Genomic DNA, 17,294 nt, shown 5'->3' on the forward strand with positions numbered 1-17,294 from the left:
AGTTTATATGACTTACGTTGATGAGAATAGCAGAATTTGCAGACCTAATGAAGTAAAAAATATAGCAAAAGGAGATATAATAGTTACACAGCCAGCAACGTTAAATATCGATGGAAGAATACTTACTTTTCCTCCACTTTCGTTAATAAGTGAAAAATGTAAACACATAATAAGAACCTTAACATGGGTAGAAGGAATAAGAATTGATGATGAGCTTATTAATAAAGTGATTTATTTAGACCCGAAAGAGGATATTGAGTTTAATGACATTGAAATTTTAGAGCCCCAAGTAGCCTCAGCGTATACACTTAAGAGCCTTCTGGGGCAAAAGTTGAGAAAGGCTAAGATTATAAAAGCGGAAGGTGTTCCAATAATAAATGTAAATAAAATACCCATAGTTGGTATAAGGAATGGTTTAGTATACATCGGAATAAGACTATTAGGCGATGAAGATATTCTGTTTAGATTATTTGGTTACTCCTTATTGTACTACATGTCATCCAGTTCATCTGATTGATCAAAGCTCAAAATTTCAGTCTCCTTCCTTCTCCTTGCTTGATACTCTTCTGAAGTTCCACTAACGATTATCTCATATAACTTAGCTCGTTTACCATCATAAGGTCGTAATATCCTCCCTAGTCTTTGAATGAATTGCCTCCTTGAACCCGTACCAGTAACAATTATCCCTACGTTAGCATCTGGTATATCTATTCCTTCATCCCCTACAGTGGTTAATACTAAAATTCCACTGCTCATATTCTTAAAAGTATTCAAAACTCTTTTTCTCTCTTCCTTACTCATCTTTCCAGTTAACAGTAACGTATTGAACTTCTTCGCAATCTCTTCCGCCTGGTCGACGTACTGCGTAAATATTAATATTTTTCCCTTTTCATTTTTAAGTATTTCTTCCAATTCCTTAATTTTTCCTGAAGCAAAGTTAACTACTTTCTTAATTTCATTATAAATTTTCATTGCCTCTATCGCAGTTCCGTTACCTTGCTTAGCCAGAGTAATTAATTCGCTAACTTTCCTGCCATTAGACAGTTTCTTAAACTTATTTAATAAATCTAGATATTTTTTCCTCTCATCAATGGTTAACTTCACTTTTCTTTGAATTATGTCATACGAAGCTAAATACCCTTGCTTCACTAACTCGTAAGTTGACTTGAAGTAAACTACTCCACCTATTATCTTAAATAATTCTTCATGTTTTCCATCATCTCTGTAGGGAGTAGCTGATAAACCCATTCTAGCAGGTGCTACGATATTTTCAGCGATGACTTTAAACTTATCCGCAGGTAAATGATGTGCCTCATCGATTATAAGTAAATAGAATTTATCCTTCAATTCAGAAATGTGTCTATAAGCCGTGTGATACGTAGTAATAGTGATCGGTCTTATCTTTTTCTCCTCAGAATAATATAAGCCTATTTCTGGCCTATTTTTAGTAAACCTAATTATAGCTTCTCGCCATTGAAACATCTGCTCCTTAGTAAATGTAACTATAATTGAATTTTTTCTAACTAACTCTAAGGCTTTAACGCCTATAATAGTTTTTCCCGCTCCAGTAGGCAGTGCTATTACTCCCCGATAGTTATTCTCAACCCAACTTTTGATTGCTTCTTCTTGATAATACCTTAAATTACCGGTGAATTCAATATCAAAATCTTGGAATGCCAGATTTAATCCCATCACTTCTAATCCATTCTCTTTCAATTTTTTTAGAATATCGAAATAGTCCATAGGTCTTATAATAAACCTCTTATTAGCTTTGTCATACTTTACTACAAAATTTTTTAAAATATCGGCTAAATATACATATGGCTTTAATACTATTTTATCCCCGACTATTTCAAATCTAGCATCAATTAAATTATCTTTTAATTTATTTAAATCTTCTTGTGAAAGTTTTACATTCAAACTTTCCAATGTTTCCACAATATCATCAAGTTTTATCCTATTTCTCTTAGCCCTTTCTAAATCAATCATGAATTGAGATCCATTAGTATCTCTTCCCAAATAACGAGAAAACAATAACAATCTTTTAAAATCCTCTTCATCTATCCATTGCTTGATGTAGAAAGTCCTCGAGTACATCCTTAATCACTTCAACGTACTCAACCCTAACATTTGCACCAAATGTATTTATAAGCTCTGAAGGATTATCTATTTCGTAAATAAAAAAGGTATTACCATCGAATCTAGTGAAATTACCTATCAATCTCAAATTATATTTTGCTTTACTCATCATGAATATTTGGTATATATTTGCATTATAAGGATTAATATACAATATTAATCCATCTCCATTATCTAAAGTGAGACCTAAAAGATCTTTACCAAGTGTCTCCGCCTCTGAAATACCATATTCTAAGGCTTCTCTCAACCCGTACCAGGGTAAACTTTTTATGAGAGTATCAATATTCACACTTAACATATATTTAGAACCCAATTTATATCATCTACGCTATAACTAGAACCAACACGGGAAGATAAATCACGTAGTTTAGCTCTTTTAGTTAGATTCTAATAACTACGAATTACAATTTAACAGTTAACAGCCGAAATCGAATTATATTTGTATTAATCGTTTTTATATAATATTTATCTAAACGTTAATTTAAATTTGTCAAATAAGAGAGAAAAAGTTAAAAATATTTACAATCATTCACGAACAAGTAAGAGTATCTAGACGTAAATTTTTCCATACTCAGAAATATATCTTAATATATTAGGTGTGCTAATTGATTTTTTAACAAAACACTGATAATGATATAAAACTGTCTATTAGCAGAATACTATGGATTTTAGGATAGAGTGAATAATATAAGCTATGACTCTCTATGTGTTATAAAGATGAAGATAGAAGTTAATGATAAGCTAATTAAACATTTAGAAGATTTATCTTTAATTCAACTAACATCAGATGAAGAGAAAATAATAAAGGAGAGTATACAATCAATACTGAATTTTTTTGACAAAATTAATGAGCTAGACTTAAGCAATGTTGAACCATTGTTCCATCCCCTTTCTCAAGGTAAATTAAGAAAAGATGTGCCTAGAGAACCTTTAAGCAATGATGACGCTCTGAGCAATGTAAAGAGAAAGGAAAAAGGATATATCGTTGGTCCAAAAACGTATGGTGATTAGAATGATTAAAGACCTAGTAAACAGTCTAAGAAGCGGTAATTTAGATCCTACTGAATATGTTGAAAAAACATTTGAAAAAATTTACAGGCTAGAGAAAAAGGTTAATGCATTCATAACTATTAGAAACAAAGATGAAGTTTTGTACGAAGTAAAAGAAAAATTAAAGAATAATAATGGGAGACTATCTGGAATATTAATAGCTATAAAGGACAATATATCTACTAAGGGCATCAGAACTACCTGTGCTTCAAAGATGTTAGAAGACTACATACCCCCTTATGATGCAACAGTAGTAGAGAGACTAAAAATGGAAGGTGCAGTAATAATAGGCAAAACTAACATGGATGAATTTGCTATGGGATCAACAACAGAGACAAGTTATTTTGGACCAACAAGGAATCCATGGGATTTAGATAGAACCCCCGGCGGATCATCTGGAGGAAGTGGGGCGGCACTGGCTGCTGGCTACGTCGATTTAGCATTAGGAAGCGATACGGGAGGATCTATAAGAGCACCTGCAGCTTATACAGCTAGTTTTGGCTTAAAGCCTTCATATGGAACAGTCAGTAGGTACGGTTTAGTGGCTTATGCGAACAGCCTGGAACAGATAGGGCCTATGGCTAAAAACGCTGAAGATTTAGGAATACTCTATTCTATAATAGCCGGGCCAGATGATAAAGATTCTACTACCATAGAGTTTAATCCTTTAAATACTTTTGATGAAAAGAACATCAAAAAACTGAAAATAGGTGTGCTAAGTGATATTGTAGAAGCTTCTGATAAGGTTATTGTCTCAGCCATAAAAGATATTTTAAACAAAATGAGTGATGAAGGCGCTATAGTAGAGGATACTAAGCTTGGTTATGCTGAATACGCCTTGCCAGCGTACTACATTATAGCAATGTCAGAGGCTAGTTCTAATTTAGCTAGATATGATGGTGTAAGGTATGGATTTAGTAAGTATATGGAAGGTACATGGAAAGAAGTCTATGCTAAAAATAGAGGTGAGGGATTTGGCCTCGAGGTCAAGAGAAGAATATTGTTAGGTAGTTTCATACTTAGTGCGGGTTATTATGAGGAATTTTATATTAAAGCTTTAAAAGTAAGAAATTTAATCAAAAAGAGTATTGATAGTCTTTTTGAAAAATATGACATTTTAATATCGCCTACAATGCCCATCCTCCCTCCAAAGATAGGTGAGGTAATAAATGACCCAGTGAAAATGTATGCTATGGATATTAATACAGTGATAGCTAATTTATCGGCCATACCGGCATTATCGATGCCAGCTGGATTCTACAATAACCTACCTATAGGGTTGCAAATTATGGGAAAATATTTATCTGATTTAGAGATAATTGAGATAGCGTCTTATATAGAGAAGAACGTAACAAAACTATATGACTTAACCGCGACTATAAGTGCTTAAATTTTTAATCTTAACATGGTTAAGTAAACTGATATTAGCAATGCAAAGCAATATTAGAATTGACACCCTAAGCGAAATTTACAAGGAGTTGAAGAAAGAGAAATACCACATAGTCGGGACGCATAGTGCATATAAAAAATGCCATTGGACTCATGAATCACTAGTAACGAATAGGTCCTGCTATAAGGGAAAGTTTTACGGGATAGAAAGTCACAGATGTGTACAAATGACACCTACAGCTGCATGGTGCTGGTTTAGGTGTATCCATTGTTGGAGACTAGAACCAGAGGATATAGGATTAGAATGGGACGATACTAAAATGCCAGCATATGATGATCCGGAATACATAGTTGAGAGAAGTATTGAGGAACATAAGAGGGCAGTTTCTGGTTATTTTGGGAGGGAAGGTGTTAAGCTAGAAAAAGTTAAAGATGCGATGAAACCGGCTCACGTAGCAATCAGCTTGACTGGAGAGCCAACTTTATATGAGAAATTAGGTGAGTTAATTAGGGAATACCATAAGAGAGGACTAACTACATTTTTAGTGACAAGCGGAATAAGACCAGATATCTTAGCTAGCCTTGAGGAAGAACCTACTCAGCTTTTCGTATCTCTACAAGCTCCAAATGAGATCAAGCATAAAATGATAAATAGGCCAGTCGTAGCTAATTCTTGGCAATTGTTGATGAAAACCCTAGAGATACTGCCAAGTTTTAGTTCTCCAACTGTGATTAGGCTTACAATGATAAAGGGGTATAATATGAGTGATGAAGACGCTAAAGAGTTTGCAAAACTTTTCCAAATAGCTATGCCAACCTATATTGAAGTTAAAGCTTATATGCATGTTGGACCTTCCACGTATAGGTTAAGTAAGGATGCGATGCCTAGACATAATGAGATAAGAGAATTTGCAAAACTTCTCTCAAACTATACTGGCTATAAAATACTTTCAGAACACGTACCTAGTAGAATAGTGTTATTAAGTAAGTTAGATGAGCCAATTAAGATAGGAAACGCATGGAATGAAAGATGGGATTGGAGAACCGTTGACATAGAAGATGATATAAACGGAGAATATAAGGAAGCAGAACTAGGATGTACTGAGGGATCAACTTGAAAAGATGAGTCAAACGTTTGTATTTTAGCCAAAATATTAGCCTTTTCGAAGCAAAAATCCTACATTACGCAGTCTGAATTAGCAAGGATATTAAACCTTTCTCAGCAAACTGTCTCGAGAAAACTTAGGGAATTGGAAGAAGATAAATTAATAGTTAGGATAATTTCTAAAGAAGGAGAAATAATTCGGCTTAGTGAAGAGGGAGAAAAGATCTTAAATTCTTGCTTAAGTGATTTAAAAGAAGCGATATTAACATTGCATACCATACAAATCAAAGGTAAAATCATTTCGGGATTAGGGGAAGGAAGAATATTTCTATCGATGGAATATTATAAAACTCAGATAAGTAAATTACTTGGCTTCGAACCATATCCCGGAACGTTAAACGTAGTAATTTATGACAGGCAGTCTATAGAAAACAGATTAATGCTTGAATCATCTCCTCCATTACTGGTACCAGAATATAAATACAAGGATAGAGTGTTAGGGGCAGTCAAATTATATCCTGCATCCGTAAATTCTCTAAAACCAGCAGCGGTAGTTATCCCACAAAGGACTACACATCCAAAAAGTGTAGTTGAAATAATATCACCGTATTATCTTAGAGAGAAACTTAATCTTAAAGATGGCGACGAAATAGTAATAGAAGCATATGTCTAACCTATTATTTATGAATTACAATATCTTTTTTTAATCTCGTTTATAATATCTGTAGTACTTGAGTGGTTCCATTTCTTAATTCTTTCTCTTAACCTTATTATCTCCGGAGAAAGACCTCTTTTCTTAAGCTCTTCTGATAACTTCTTCTCATCTACGTTTTGATCAGGTCCTAAGAAGATTATATCAGGGTTTACTCTTTCAACGCTTTTTAAGAAATCTTCCTTATCACCTAATATTGCGTCATAAACATACCTTATACTTTTTATCACTTCTAATCTAACATTTTCATCATTTATTGGCTTCCTACCTTTAATTCTCTCGGAATTAGAATCCCTAGCTACCACCACATAGACCCTCCCATACTTAGATGCCTCTTTCAAAAATTCAATATGTCCAGGATGAACTATATCAAAAGTTCCAGCTACAAAAACTTTCTTGGAAACATCTGATTTGAACTCCTTTTCGTTAATAATGTTAATTGAGTCAAAAAGACCTTCAGCGTATACTATATCAACTAAAGCAGTAATATAATCACCTTTCCCCAAATAATATTTGGAATCTTCAGTATAAAGCTTAGCTAACTCTATTACCTTAGAATATTTTTCGTCATTAATATTTATATTCTTTAATCTTTCTTCCATACCCTTGATATATTTTTCTATACGAGTTCTCAAGTCATTAGCATCCATTTTATAGCATCAGCCTCCATATAATGAAGAGTCCCCGGGATTATTATAATATGAGGAGTATCGCCAAAATCATAATTAAGGGCCTCTTCCACCGTCATCGCTATAACTTTTTCGTTTTCACATCCTAATCTAGCACCTACAATAACAATATTTGACTTAGATATCACGTTCATCCTATGTTTATCCTCCATCGATAACAATATATTTAATGCATCATTTGCTGTCATAGCTTTACCATCTTTTAAATCAAGGTAAATAATTGTATGTAGTCCACGTTCTTTATTATCCCTAATAACATGATAAGGACCATAATCTATGAAATTATCGTACGGAAATGTCACTGTAACCGATTTCCCAAACTTATATGAAGATAAGAATGACTTAGATACAATATAGCAATGAACTGATACTGCGGGTATAACATTAACTATATGACCCCTCTTCCTCGCATCTAAAGCTAAAGATACATGAGTAGTGGCTATTAAAGCGTCTCCTATTGTTGCGATACTTACTTTATAATTATTATCTAAGTAATTAAGCATGATTTTGGAATTATTTTCTAATAAATCTCTATTAGCCTCAATGACATCTTTGCCGTTTAGTATCTCTTTCAATGAATCTGTATTTATATCACAAGACTTAGAAGTATATCTATCGAAAAATATAAAATCAGAATTCAATAGAGCATCCACTGCACTTTTCGTAATAAACTTCTTGGCTAGACCTAAACCAACTAAATTCAACACTCCCATAAAAAATAATATATGCCATAATCCATTTAACATTAGTGTTAGAGATAGTTAAAGATGTTTATATAGCAGAAGATTTACCGGTAATATACATTAAAGGAATTAACAGTATAGTAATGTCAGACATTCATATAGGTTATGAAGAAGAAATGGCAAAGAAGGGAATATATATACCTAGAATACAGAAGAAGAGATTTTTGAATATTCTAAATAGAGCGATATCTACGTTTAAAGCGAGAAACCTTATAATAAATGGAGATTTTAAGCATACATTCGAAAGGCTAACTAGACAAGAGAGAGATGAATTAACTGAAATTCTAACTTATTTAAAGGAAAATGAAATTAATGTGAGAATAGTCAAAGGTAATCATGATAATTACATAAGCCTTATCACAGAGAAGTTTGATAATGTTGACTTAGTTGAAGATATAGATTTAGGAGAAATCTTTATCACACATGGTCATAAGCAGATAGAACCAAGGGAGGAAACTACGTATATTATAGGTCATGAACATCCTAGAATATCTATTAGAGATAAGTTAGGCTTTGCTAGAAAGTTTCAGTCCTTCTTAGTGATGCCAATAAAAGAAAAAGTCAATTCTAAAATCCTAGTTTTACCAGCGATTGGGATTTATCAAGCTGGAAATGATATATCACTAATACATTCTAATTATTTAAGTAATTTGGTAAAAGAGCACGGGATATTAGAAAAAGCAAAACCTTACGTAATAATAGAAGGAGAAGGCATAATGGAATTCCCTGAATTAGGGCTTCTCAAGAACATACTTATTTAAAAGAGGGATTTATAAGTTTAGAATAAAAAAGTTTTTAAGGTGATTCCATATCTCAAACTCATCGCCTAGCTATAAGCCTATCGTCAATATTGAAAATATTGTAGCCACGGTGACATTGGAACAAAATCTAGACCTATACGCCATGGAAAGAAGCATTCCAAATATAGAATACGATCCGGATCAATTTCCTGGATTAATTTTCAGACTTGAACAACCTAAAGTAACTGCGTTAATATTTAAGTCAGGGAAAATGGTAGTTACTGGAGCCAAGAGTACAGAGGAGTTAATAAAAGCTGTAAAAAGAATTATAAAAACTCTCAAGAAATATGGTATAAAAATTATAGGTAAGCCTAAGATACAAATACAAAATATCGTAGCCTCAGCTAACTTACATGTTCACGTAAACCTAGATAAAGCTGCCTATTTGCTAGAGAACAATATGTATGAACCAGAACAATTCCCCGGTTTAATATTCAGAATGGATGAACCCAGAGTTGTTCTATTAATATTCAGTAGCGGTAAGATGGTAATTACAGGGGCTAAGAGAGAAGACGAAGTATCCAAGGCTGTAAAAAGAATCTTCGACAGATTAAGTGAACTTGACTGTATAAAACCGGTAGAGGAAGAAGAATTAGAGCTTTAGTAGGTTAATTAAACCGTTTACTACATTTTTGCTCTTAACCCCCTTTATACCTCTTTTTTCAACTTCTCTAGTGAAGAATGAAGTATAAATTTCTGAATTAAACATCCCGCCGAAATAATATACAGTGTTTGAATGAACAGAATTACAAACTACTCTAACAATACTAGACAGTGATGATATACAACTACTTAGTATATTGATAGCCTTTCTATTATTATTCTCTACAGCTTTTAGTAGATTATTTGAAAAATTAGCTATTTTTGCCTGATCACAAGAGTTCTCGTACAGAAATCTGACCAACTCCTCCTCATTTTTGAAGTTAGAGTAAGGAATTAAACTTCTACGTGATAGTCCTTGAAATTCGTTCAGAACGTATCTTAGGAACTCTCTACCTAACCAGAATCCTGAGCAGATATCACCTACTAACCAACCTCTATCTCCTTTTATTATCTTCTTCTTCCCATCATATCCATAAACTATGCTTCCAGTTCCAGAGATAACTATACAGCCAGTTGGAGCATTAGATAATAGAACTACATGGGCATCATGTTCTATTATTACTTTGTCTGAATAATCTGATAAGTTCCTGTATAGAATTCCTTTAACTTGTCTGGCTATAGTATTGGTATCTATGCCTGCCAATGAGATGGCAATTCCATCAAATTTTCTATTAAATGAAGATATTATATTAGTAAGTCGTGAAACGGAATTATGAATACCTACTGTTGCTACGCTCGCTGGAGGGAACCTATGTTCTTTACTTATTTCTTTTCCATCATAAAAATATACTTTAGTTGACGTACCACCTGCATCTATTAGAAGATACTCCATAAATAATATAAGGGAATAATTCACATAAAAATTGGTGCAATACGATGCTAAAGCATGGAAAGTATATTTATGTAGACCTAGGAAATAAATACTTGAAGGTTAGAGTGCTTAAGAGCAGAGATGAGAACTCACCAGATAGATATGTTTTAACCAGATTCGTTACGAAATATAGACCAAGAAACGTAGAAATAGTTAAACTGGATAATTTGCCCATTGAAGTTAGAGATAAAATAACTAATTATTTTTTATAACTCTTTCTAAAATTCCGTGTCTTTCTAACGTATTAAGCGTTATATATACCGATATTATTCCAATTGATGCTATTATGAGCGTATAAAGAGACTGTGTAATTAAGTAATACTTATCATTTATTATGCTGTTAATTACTTTAAACAATACAAAATATATAAATATTATATTTATGATCCTAATTATATCATGCCATACTTTAATATCTCTTTCTAAAGCCTTAGAAATAGCCTTACCTCCAAATAAGACTATAGCAGAAAATGTTACGTAAGGTAATAGTTGCAGTATTATGAATGCTGCCTCAATCACTGGGAGGGAAAACTTGTTAAATTGTAATTGAAAATATAGATTTATAAAGCCTATTAAAATTCCTACTATAGAAATAGTGGCACTAATTACCATTATGGTAGAATTTTCCCACCAATTCTCTATCGCTTCATCAATTTTCAAGCCTTTTAATACCATAGCTGCTCCTAAAATAATCAAAACAGCAGGTTCTATATAAACGGAGAGATTTAATGCTGACAATATTCCAGCTAATGCTAATATTACACCGGGTACTCCTAGGAAGATTCTTGCATAACGTTCTTCAGTTAATGCCTTCTTTATATACTTACTTAGTAATGCATAAGTCTCTTCAACCCCCCTGTATTGCTCTACTATAACCTGCTGAGTAGCTAAGATCTTAAGTCTAGATTGAATTATTGGTATAACACTAGCATCTTCAGGGCTATCGTAAACGACCACTGCATTCTGAGGCATAAGCTCGGAGATTATTTCGTCTAATTTTCTAGAAAATTCAATTTGAGCCTCCAAACCACCTTGCTTAGAGCCAGTTATAAAAACTATCTCTGCATCTTCACCTTTATTTTTCAGGCTTTTATATACATTATAAGCCACTACCATGGAATTAAAATCCGAATCAGTAGGAATCATAGTAGATGCTTTATCTATTACGACCTTACATTTCTCTTCTCCTATAACTGGAGTAGAGAAACCTAATTCTCCTATATCATCATCTATATCAATGTAAATCACTATTGTCCTTACCATCTGTATTATCTATTTCCCCGTAAAGTATATAAAATTCTTCAAACGATAATCTCTTCTTCTGTTTAAGCTTCTCTTCAGCTTCTTTCTTCTTCTTCTCTAGAATCTCCTTATTAGGTAACTTAGGTAAGAGTCCCTCTTTCATGCTCTTCAGTTGTTGATTTAATTTATCACGTTCATTTCTAGCCTGGGTTATCTTAGCCTTTATATCTTCTATTTGGTTAGAAATCTCCTCTATTTCTTTATTTATAGAATTAACTTCCTCTATTAGTCTTTTTCTCTCCTGAGATAAAGAACTGATAAGCTTCCTCTTCTCTCCTATTTCATTAAGGAGAGTCTTAATTCTATCACTTATACTACTTAATTCCACTCTTTTTGCTAGTAATTCAGCTCTATTCTCAGCTTCCTTCTCCTTCACTTTTAGGAACTTCTTAGCAATCTGTAACTTTTTTTCAAGCTCGGCTATCTGTTGAACTATCCTCTTTTCATCTTCTAAAGTAATCCTCTCATCAGTCTGAAGCTTCCACTCTAATTCCTTTATCTTCTTCTCTATAGCATTGGGATTACGAAGGTTCTGAGAAGAGATATTTTTAACCTCTTCGAATTCCTTCCTTATCTGTTGTATAATTTCAATAAGATGTTTTTTCTTTTCCTTTAACTGATTAAACTCCTCTAATTTCATCTTATACTCCTGCCTAAGATTATTTACTTGTTCCCTTAGCTCTTTTAGCCTCTTTATTTTCTCTGCTCTCTTCTCCCTTAGCCTCTTTATTTTCTCGATCAGATCTAACTTATCTTGATTAAGCTTATTTATGAGGTCTCTTACCTCAGCCAATTTTTGATATAAATATGCTTCATCTTCAGCAGTTTCTGAAGACATGCTTGCTTACAATAATGTTGCAAACATTTAAATAACTATTTCCGACATAATAACCGTGAACTATGACACATTTTTAAAATTGAAACCACAAAAATCAACGTTTAACATATCAGAATTCGCAATTGGTATTATAATCAATTATTAATATACGTTTATTTGTCTAATTTATCTCTGTGATGAAAAACAACCTTACGGAGATTGGAGAATTTATCAAACCTATACTTAAAAATAAGGCTCTAATTAAACTAAGAAAAGATATTAATTATGTAGATATTAATATAATAGGAAAAATTGCATACGATTCAAATGGAGCAGAAATAGGGAGGATTTTAGACGTAATAGGAAACGTTGAACAACCATATGCTTTAGTAAATATTAATTACGAAATTTCTCACCTTGGTAAAATATTTGTCAGTTTTAAGCAAAGGAGGAGAAAGAGATGAAATGTCCCAATTGTGGATTAGAAAATGTAATAACACAAGATCATAAGGAAGGTATATTAGTTTGCACTAATTGCGGATACGTGATAGAGGAGAACATAATAGATTTAGGACCAGATTGGAGAGCGTATAATTCTAAGGATAGAAATGAGAGAGAAAGAGTCGGGAGCCCATCAACTCCGAAGGTTCACGATTGGGGGTTTCATACTATAATCGGTTTCGGGAGAGCTAAAGACAGAATAAAAACAATTAAAATGCAAAGAATTCAAAATAAGATCAGAGTATCTCAAAAAGACAAAAAATTAGTAACATTACTATCAATACTAAATGATGAAAGTGCAAAGCTAGAACTGCCTGAACACGTCAAAGAAACAGCGTCACTGATATTAAGGAAAATGGTAGAGAATGGATTAACTAAAAGGATAGATCAGTACGTCCTAGTGATAGCGTCATTATACTATTCATGTCAAGTAAATAACATACCTAGACACTTACAAGAGTTCAAATCAAGGTACTCAATTTCATCTAGCGAATTATGGAAGGCTTTAGAAAGAGTTCAAAGCGCAGCAAAATCGATACCAGAGTTTAGACCTAAATTGAGACCAACTGAGTATATACCAAAGATAATTGATAGACTGAGATTACCTCCAATAATAGGAACAAAGGCATCAGAGCTTGTAGACTATATGTACAAACAAGGACTAACGAGCGGAAAAGGTTATCTATCCCTTAGCGCAGCATCTGTATATCTCATCTCTGCTTTAATGGACATTAAGAAAACACAAAAGGAAGTAGCTGAGGCTTTAGACATAACAGAAGTAACTATAAGAAACAGATATAAGGAAATAATAGATAGTTTTGACATTACAGTAATGCTTTAGATTTTAATTTTCAGTTTAGATTAAACCTAATATATTGTATCTAACTATATTGTATAATTATTCTTAGTTTGACAAGAAGAACTAAAAACTTATCAATTTTTAGTACCTTAGCTTAACGTTAGATAAAAACAGTAAAGTAAATAAGTGTGGCATACATATATAATATTTAGCCAACACGGGTGTAACAGATGGATACAGATTCAATAAATTATGAGGAGTTAATTCATAAAAAAATAAGGGAAATGGGAGAAAAAGGGATTTCTCAACAAGAACTTGCGAAAAGTATGGGTATACCAATTAGGGAAGTTAGTATAATTGTTAAAAAACTCGTCGAAAAGAAACTTATTGCTAAAAAAGCTGTAAAAGAAAACGGTAAAAACGTAGTTAAACTGTTCCCAATAAATAATACTTATGACTTAAATATATACATTAAATTAGAAAGTATACAAGATATTCCTTGCCTCAATTGTAAAAGCTTAACTAAATGTGGAAATGGGGCTCACGTTAGTCCTCAGTCATGTGGGAAATTATCCAATTGGATATTAGATAGATTAGCTGCTTAACTTTTTCATACAATTAATTACTTCTTCATATTCTTTATTAGTTTTAATTCCAACTGAATCAAAATGAGTTCTAACTCCATCGCCTAAACATTCTAGAATTTTATTAATTTGTGGTATATTTTTAATCTTATTCTTAGAAGCAATCTTGTCAAGTTTATAATACACAGAATCGTAAATACACTCATCCTTAATGACACTGACAAGCTTTTCTAACTTACTAAACGTACTAACATATTCGAACTTTTCCATAGAACTTTCAATCATTTGAATGAACTCTTTATCATTGATAGAACCATAATATAGTGGACCTATTACAGTCATCTCTCCTCCACATCTAGGGCATTTGATCTTATTACATCTTTCGTCTAAGAATTGTTGGAAACCGCATTTCTGGCATTCTCCAAAATATTTAAGAGTTTGAATAGCCTTGTCTGCTTTCTTAGCACCTTTATCGACCCTAAGAAATAATCGATAATAGTAGTCAGAATAAAAAGAGAATAGAGGATATACAGTCTTCTCCATTATGGATGCTTCTCTTATAACTTTGCCTATTAAAACTCTTATTCCCAATTCTTTCGACGACGATAGTTTTGAGTTAATAACATCATATTTTCTCCTAGCAGATAAAACGGAAGAACCAGTTAATGCTGATAGATCAGTAGCTGTAATTGCTACCACTCCTTTCCTTATGGTAGCATTTATTGAGGATAATATAAATGGAGCTGGAGTTCCAAAAGGATCTATATCCACATAATCAGCCTTTATTTCATAAAGTAGTGAGTTAGCATCTCTGTTATACACTTTAGTTACGTTATCATCAATTCCATTGAGCTTCAGGTTTTGTTTGATCAGATTTACAGCTTCTGTATTCTTATCGTTGAATATTAAATTCTCACTTCTCCAAGATTCTAGAAAATATCTTATGCCCCTTATACCTGTAGCGCTCAAAGTATCTACTACTATCTTTGGCCTTAGTGTACTTACAACTATTACACTTATATCTCTATTAAGTACCATTTTAGGATTATAGAATACGGGAGCCCAAGATGGATCAAATTTACCTTCTTTTGTATATTCAGAAGGATCTGGTATGAGTATTTTAGCTTTTCCCTCCACTATCTCCTTTAATTTCATCTATTAAAGAGTGTATACTATTCTCCTCATAAGTTTTATATCCTAAACTTTCACACTCTCTCATGACTCTTGAACTTCTTGAAACGACTAATAGCTCTGAGTTGGTATATGAGGCAATTTTCTTAGCTTCATTAAACTTCTTTAACGATTTAGCGTAATCCTTGCCTTCTATCACAATCATATATTTCTCGTTTTTATCACCGGAAGGTTTGACTATTAAATCTACAGCAGTAAGTTTAAGAGAAAGTACCTTTAATCCTTCTTCTTTTAGAATATGTATTAACTTGACTTTAAAATTCTCTACCGAGGTATCAGAAACTTCATCCTCTTCTTCTAGGTCTCTTTTAACTTTTACTGAATCTCTTATTATATCTCCTATTATTTCATCTCCAAACAAATCTATTAATCTCTCCGCTATTTCTAAGGAAACATCAGAATCTCCTCTTTCATAATCGTATATAGCCTTTCTGGAAACTCCCAGAAGCTTAGCCAAATCGCCTATACTATATCCTATCATCTCTCTTCTAGTCTTCAACACATCATGTCTTATTTTTATAAATATACCTCCCCTAGTCCTATATAAGAAGATTTTCTCGCCGTTCAGTACTCTCATAAGACCTTCGGGAGATATTGCGAAAACGTTATCAGCCTTAATTGATACTATATCATCTTGTTCCTCATTAGTGATTATCAAAGATGCTTTATTGCTCGAAACAGCTAACTTTTTTAGATCAGCTATCTCGTCTTTACTAACTTTTTCATTTGCTGAAAACTTAACTATTGCCGGTTCTCTCGAATTTATTATTAAGTCAACTGATTTCCTACTATGTTCTGGGTATTTAATTAAAGTGTAACTGTACTTTTTTAATTCAAGCGTATCCAATATTTCATCGATAATCTTTGTATTCATTTTTTACATCTCACTTGATTCTGATTCCATAAATAGTGTAGGACTCAAAATTATAAATATTAATGAAGGATACTCCTTTAATAGTCTTTCTACATCAGTAGTTAATATTACATTGCCTATCTCTTTATGCAATAAAACTGAAACTAATTTCCTTTCCCATTCCCCGCCGTTAATATGAAATTCACCTAGCTCAGTGGACTTAGTAAACAATAAAGGAATCTTAACTAATGACCAAAGATATATTGGAACTCTTTTTGAAAGATTATCAATCTCATCTTCCTTTAATTCATGATAAAAACCATTATTCAATTTAATGACACGCTTTCCCTCCAATGCCTCTTTTAACGTAATATATTCTGCAGGCGTAGAGGAGAATAAATCTTTAAGTCCAATTTCAAATATCTTATCTATCAAAATCCTACCCTTTATACCTACTTAAAACAATTGCATGATCCCTATCATAAGGATCTAAGTTTATGATTTGGATAGTCTCAAATCCAGCGTTCTCCATTTTCTCTACTTCAGATTTATAAATCTCTTTAGGATCTTTAGTTACATCAATGCTTCTAGCCTTTATAACCAAAAACATATAACCGTCTTTCTTTAAGAAGAATTGAGCGTTGTAAATTGCAATATCTGTCTGATCTGGCTGAGCTATATCCACATAAATTACGTTAACGTCTTCTACTATTGTCCTATAGTTTTGTGGAAATCTAGCATCAGCTAATATTGGAAACACATTAGGCCTCTTTTGGGCTACAAGTAATAATTCTCTCACAACCCTAGGCGAAAACTCTACACTATACACCTTTCCTCGAAGCTCAACAATATCAGAAACGTGGCTGACCGTGGTACCAGAAGCTGCGCCTAAATACAACACTTTTTCATCCTTCTTAATAGGATTATACTTTAAACCCTTCAAGATAGCACCCGCTAGCTTGCTTCTAAACGCGTTCCACTCCCTATATTCCACTCCCTCATACTTGATTAATCTTTCTCCATAAACATTATACCCTGGAGCTAAATTCTTAGTACACAGTTTAGTAGTATTATCGTTAAATTCGCATTCATATACGTTCTCAAGGTTCTCTATCGGTCTAACCTTAATTACTTCCGACATCTAAC

22 protein-coding genes are annotated in these 17,294 nt (G+C 32.9%); 11 read left to right on the top strand and 11 right to left on the bottom strand.

All coding sequences use genetic code 11. The features are described from left to right. The first annotated feature begins 7 nt into the window (after positions 1–7). Positions 8–517, top strand: coding sequence for a hypothetical protein (locus BFU36_RS01630; RefSeq protein WP_069281724.1), 510 nt, complete (start codon positions 8–10; stop codon positions 515–517). Here BFU36_RS01630 and BFU36_RS01635 read toward each other — a convergent pair. Together BFU36_RS01635 and BFU36_RS01640 are read right to left on the bottom strand one after the other, a co-directional pair. Beyond that, the gene (locus BFU36_RS01635) at positions 490–2,097 is read right to left on the bottom strand and encodes a DEAD/DEAH box helicase (protein WP_069281726.1); all 1,608 of its coding nucleotides are present in this window, start codon (positions 2,095–2,097) and stop codon (positions 490–492) included. The two genes, BFU36_RS01630 and BFU36_RS01635, sit on opposite strands and share 28 nt — an antisense overlap. Beyond that, complete coding sequence (locus BFU36_RS01640) at positions 2,057–2,428, bottom strand: hypothetical protein (protein ID WP_069284534.1); 372 nt, start codon at positions 2,426–2,428, stop codon at positions 2,057–2,059. The genes BFU36_RS01635 and BFU36_RS01640 overlap by 41 nt, the downstream gene beginning before the upstream one ends. 428 nt (positions 2,429–2,856) lie before the next feature. On the opposite strand from BFU36_RS01640, the gene gatC reads away from it, so the two are divergent. Genes gatC through BFU36_RS01660 form a run of 4 tightly spaced genes read left to right on the top strand, consistent with a single transcriptional unit; the run spans position 2,857 to position 6,356 of the window. Beyond that, complete coding sequence (gene gatC, locus BFU36_RS01645) at positions 2,857–3,150, top strand: Asp-tRNA(Asn) amidotransferase subunit GatC (RefSeq protein ID WP_069281728.1); 294 nt, start codon at positions 2,857–2,859, stop codon at positions 3,148–3,150. 1 nt (position 3,151) lies between these two features. Beyond that, the gene (gene gatA / locus BFU36_RS01650) at positions 3,152–4,579 is read left to right on the top strand and encodes an Asp-tRNA(Asn)/Glu-tRNA(Gln) amidotransferase subunit GatA (protein WP_069284535.1); all 1,428 of its coding nucleotides are present in this window, start codon (positions 3,152–3,154) and stop codon (positions 4,577–4,579) included. A 31-nt stretch (positions 4,580–4,610) separates the two neighbouring features. Further along, positions 4,611–5,696 (top strand): 4-demethylwyosine synthase TYW1, encoded by a 1,086-nt coding sequence (gene twy1 / locus BFU36_RS01655; protein WP_156770100.1) that lies wholly within the window; start codon positions 4,611–4,613, stop codon positions 5,694–5,696. 33 nt (positions 5,697–5,729) lie between these two features. Continuing rightward, positions 5,730–6,356, top strand: a complete 627-nt coding sequence (locus BFU36_RS01660) for a DUF120 domain-containing protein (RefSeq protein WP_083216336.1) — start codon at positions 5,730–5,732, stop codon at positions 6,354–6,356. 8 nt (positions 6,357–6,364) lie between these two features. On the opposite strand, the gene BFU36_RS01665 is transcribed toward BFU36_RS01660, so the two are convergent. Together BFU36_RS01665 and dph5 are read right to left on the bottom strand one after the other, a co-directional pair. Next, positions 6,365–7,045 carry a DUF357 domain-containing protein gene (locus tag BFU36_RS01665; RefSeq protein ID WP_069281732.1) on the bottom strand — a complete coding sequence of 227 codons (681 nt, stop codon included), beginning with the start codon at positions 7,043–7,045 and terminating at the stop codon, positions 6,365–6,367. Further along, a complete protein-coding gene (gene dph5 / locus BFU36_RS01670; RefSeq protein WP_069284537.1) occupies positions 7,027–7,797 on the bottom strand; it encodes a diphthine synthase in 771 nt (256 codons plus the stop codon). Before dph5 ends, BFU36_RS01665 begins: the two co-directional genes overlap by 19 nt. A gap of 35 nt (positions 7,798–7,832) precedes the next feature. On the opposite strand from dph5, the gene BFU36_RS01675 reads away from it, so the two are divergent. Both BFU36_RS01675 and BFU36_RS01680 read left to right on the top strand, forming a co-directional pair. After that, positions 7,833–8,588, top strand: a complete 756-nt coding sequence (locus BFU36_RS01675) for a metallophosphoesterase (protein ID WP_069281734.1) — start codon at positions 7,833–7,835, stop codon at positions 8,586–8,588. A gap of 79 nt (positions 8,589–8,667) precedes the next feature. Next, positions 8,668–9,231, top strand: a complete 564-nt coding sequence (locus BFU36_RS01680; protein ID WP_083216337.1) for a TATA-box-binding protein — start codon at positions 8,668–8,670, stop codon at positions 9,229–9,231. Here BFU36_RS01680 and BFU36_RS01685 read toward each other — a convergent pair. After that, positions 9,220–10,062, bottom strand: coding sequence for a BadF/BadG/BcrA/BcrD ATPase family protein (locus BFU36_RS01685; RefSeq protein WP_069281737.1), 843 nt, complete (start codon positions 10,060–10,062; stop codon positions 9,220–9,222). The genes BFU36_RS01680 and BFU36_RS01685 overlap by 12 nt on opposite strands. A gap of 44 nt (positions 10,063–10,106) precedes the next feature. Between BFU36_RS01685 and BFU36_RS01690 the strand changes: the two genes are divergently transcribed. After that, positions 10,107–10,313, top strand: coding sequence for a DUF5622 domain-containing protein (locus tag BFU36_RS01690; protein ID WP_069281738.1), 207 nt, complete (start codon positions 10,107–10,109; stop codon positions 10,311–10,313). Here the strand turns inward: BFU36_RS01690 and BFU36_RS01695 are convergent. Next, entirely contained in the window at positions 10,297–11,364 is a 1,068-nt protein-coding gene (locus BFU36_RS01695) for a DUF373 family protein (protein ID WP_069281740.1), read from the bottom strand. The genes BFU36_RS01690 and BFU36_RS01695 overlap by 17 nt on opposite strands. After that, a complete protein-coding gene (locus tag BFU36_RS01700; RefSeq protein WP_069281742.1) occupies positions 11,336–12,241 on the bottom strand; it encodes a coiled-coil protein in 906 nt (301 codons plus the stop codon). The genes BFU36_RS01695 and BFU36_RS01700 overlap by 29 nt, the downstream gene beginning before the upstream one ends. A 176-nt stretch (positions 12,242–12,417) precedes the next feature. On the opposite strand from BFU36_RS01700, the gene BFU36_RS01705 reads away from it, so the two are divergent. From BFU36_RS01705 to BFU36_RS01715, 3 genes are all read left to right on the top strand, one after another. Further along, positions 12,418–12,684 (top strand): H/ACA RNA-protein complex protein Gar1, encoded by a 267-nt coding sequence (locus tag BFU36_RS01705; protein ID WP_069281745.1) that lies wholly within the window; start codon positions 12,418–12,420, stop codon positions 12,682–12,684. Next, positions 12,681–13,562 (top strand): transcription initiation factor IIB family protein, encoded by an 882-nt coding sequence (locus BFU36_RS01710; RefSeq protein ID WP_069281747.1) that lies wholly within the window; start codon positions 12,681–12,683, stop codon positions 13,560–13,562. Before BFU36_RS01705 ends, BFU36_RS01710 begins: the two co-directional genes overlap by 4 nt. Before the next feature lie 188 nt (positions 13,563–13,750). Further along, the gene (locus BFU36_RS01715) at positions 13,751–14,125 is read left to right on the top strand and encodes a transcription factor TFIIIC (protein WP_069281749.1); all 375 of its coding nucleotides are present in this window, start codon (positions 13,751–13,753) and stop codon (positions 14,123–14,125) included. Here the strand turns inward: BFU36_RS01715 and BFU36_RS01720 are convergent. The 4 genes from BFU36_RS01720 to BFU36_RS01735 are packed head-to-tail and all read right to left on the bottom strand — an operon-like array spanning position 14,114 to position 17,289. Then, a complete protein-coding gene (locus BFU36_RS01720; protein ID WP_069281750.1) occupies positions 14,114–15,259 on the bottom strand; it encodes a tRNA (guanine(26)-N(2))-dimethyltransferase in 1,146 nt (381 codons plus the stop codon). The genes BFU36_RS01715 and BFU36_RS01720 overlap by 12 nt on opposite strands. Next, positions 15,225–16,169, bottom strand: coding sequence for a helix-turn-helix domain-containing protein (locus BFU36_RS01725; protein WP_069281751.1), 945 nt, complete (start codon positions 16,167–16,169; stop codon positions 15,225–15,227). Before BFU36_RS01725 ends, BFU36_RS01720 begins: the two co-directional genes overlap by 35 nt. A 3-nt stretch (positions 16,170–16,172) precedes the next feature. After that, complete coding sequence (locus BFU36_RS01730; protein ID WP_069281752.1) at positions 16,173–16,583, bottom strand: DUF61 family protein; 411 nt, start codon at positions 16,581–16,583, stop codon at positions 16,173–16,175. A gap of 4 nt (positions 16,584–16,587) precedes the next feature. After that, positions 16,588–17,289 (bottom strand): fibrillarin-like rRNA/tRNA 2'-O-methyltransferase, encoded by a 702-nt coding sequence (locus BFU36_RS01735; RefSeq protein ID WP_069281753.1) that lies wholly within the window; start codon positions 17,287–17,289, stop codon positions 16,588–16,590. Between the last annotated feature and the right edge of the window lie 5 nt (positions 17,290–17,294).

The organism is Sulfolobus sp. A20, assembly GCF_001719125.1.
In the GTDB taxonomy this organism is placed as follows: Archaea; Thermoproteota; Thermoprotei_A; order Sulfolobales; family Sulfolobaceae; genus Saccharolobus.

Bases quoted from the DNA above. Each gene is read 5' to 3' on its own strand.
- BFU36_RS01635 (WP_069281726.1), bottom strand. From the start codon at position 2,097: ATGTACTCGAGGACTTTCTACATCAAGCAATGGATAGATGAAGAGGAT.
- BFU36_RS01700 (WP_069281742.1), bottom strand. From the start codon at position 12,241: ATGTCTTCAGAAACTGCTGAAGATGAAGCATATTTATATCAAAAATTG.
- BFU36_RS01735 (WP_069281753.1), bottom strand. From the start codon at position 17,289: ATGTCGGAAGTAATTAAGGTTAGACCGATAGAGAACCTTGAGAACGTA.
- BFU36_RS01710 (WP_069281747.1), top strand. From the start codon at position 12,681: ATGAAATGTCCCAATTGTGGATTAGAAAATGTAATAACACAAGATCAT.
- BFU36_RS01705 (WP_069281745.1), top strand. From the start codon at position 12,418: ATGAAAAACAACCTTACGGAGATTGGAGAATTTATCAAACCTATACTT.
- BFU36_RS01720 (WP_069281750.1), bottom strand. From the start codon at position 15,259: ATGAAATTAAAGGAGATAGTGGAGGGAAAAGCTAAAATACTCATACCA.
- dph5 (WP_069284537.1), bottom strand. From the start codon at position 7,797: ATGGGAGTGTTGAATTTAGTTGGTTTAGGTCTAGCCAAGAAGTTTATT.
- gatC (WP_069281728.1), top strand. From the start codon at position 2,857: ATGAAGATAGAAGTTAATGATAAGCTAATTAAACATTTAGAAGATTTA.
- BFU36_RS01695 (WP_069281740.1), bottom strand. From the start codon at position 11,364: ATGGTAAGGACAATAGTGATTTACATTGATATAGATGATGATATAGGA.
- BFU36_RS01630 (WP_069281724.1), top strand. From the start codon at position 8: ATGACTTACGTTGATGAGAATAGCAGAATTTGCAGACCTAATGAAGTA.
- BFU36_RS01725 (WP_069281751.1), bottom strand. From the start codon at position 16,169: ATGAATACAAAGATTATCGATGAAATATTGGATACGCTTGAATTAAAA.
- BFU36_RS01690 (WP_069281738.1), top strand. From the start codon at position 10,107: ATGCTAAAGCATGGAAAGTATATTTATGTAGACCTAGGAAATAAATAC.
- gatA (WP_069284535.1), top strand. From the start codon at position 3,152: ATGATTAAAGACCTAGTAAACAGTCTAAGAAGCGGTAATTTAGATCCT.
- BFU36_RS01665 (WP_069281732.1), bottom strand. From the start codon at position 7,045: ATGGATGCTAATGACTTGAGAACTCGTATAGAAAAATATATCAAGGGT.
- BFU36_RS01715 (WP_069281749.1), top strand. From the start codon at position 13,751: ATGGATACAGATTCAATAAATTATGAGGAGTTAATTCATAAAAAAATA.
- BFU36_RS01685 (WP_069281737.1), bottom strand. From the start codon at position 10,062: ATGGAGTATCTTCTAATAGATGCAGGTGGTACGTCAACTAAAGTATAT.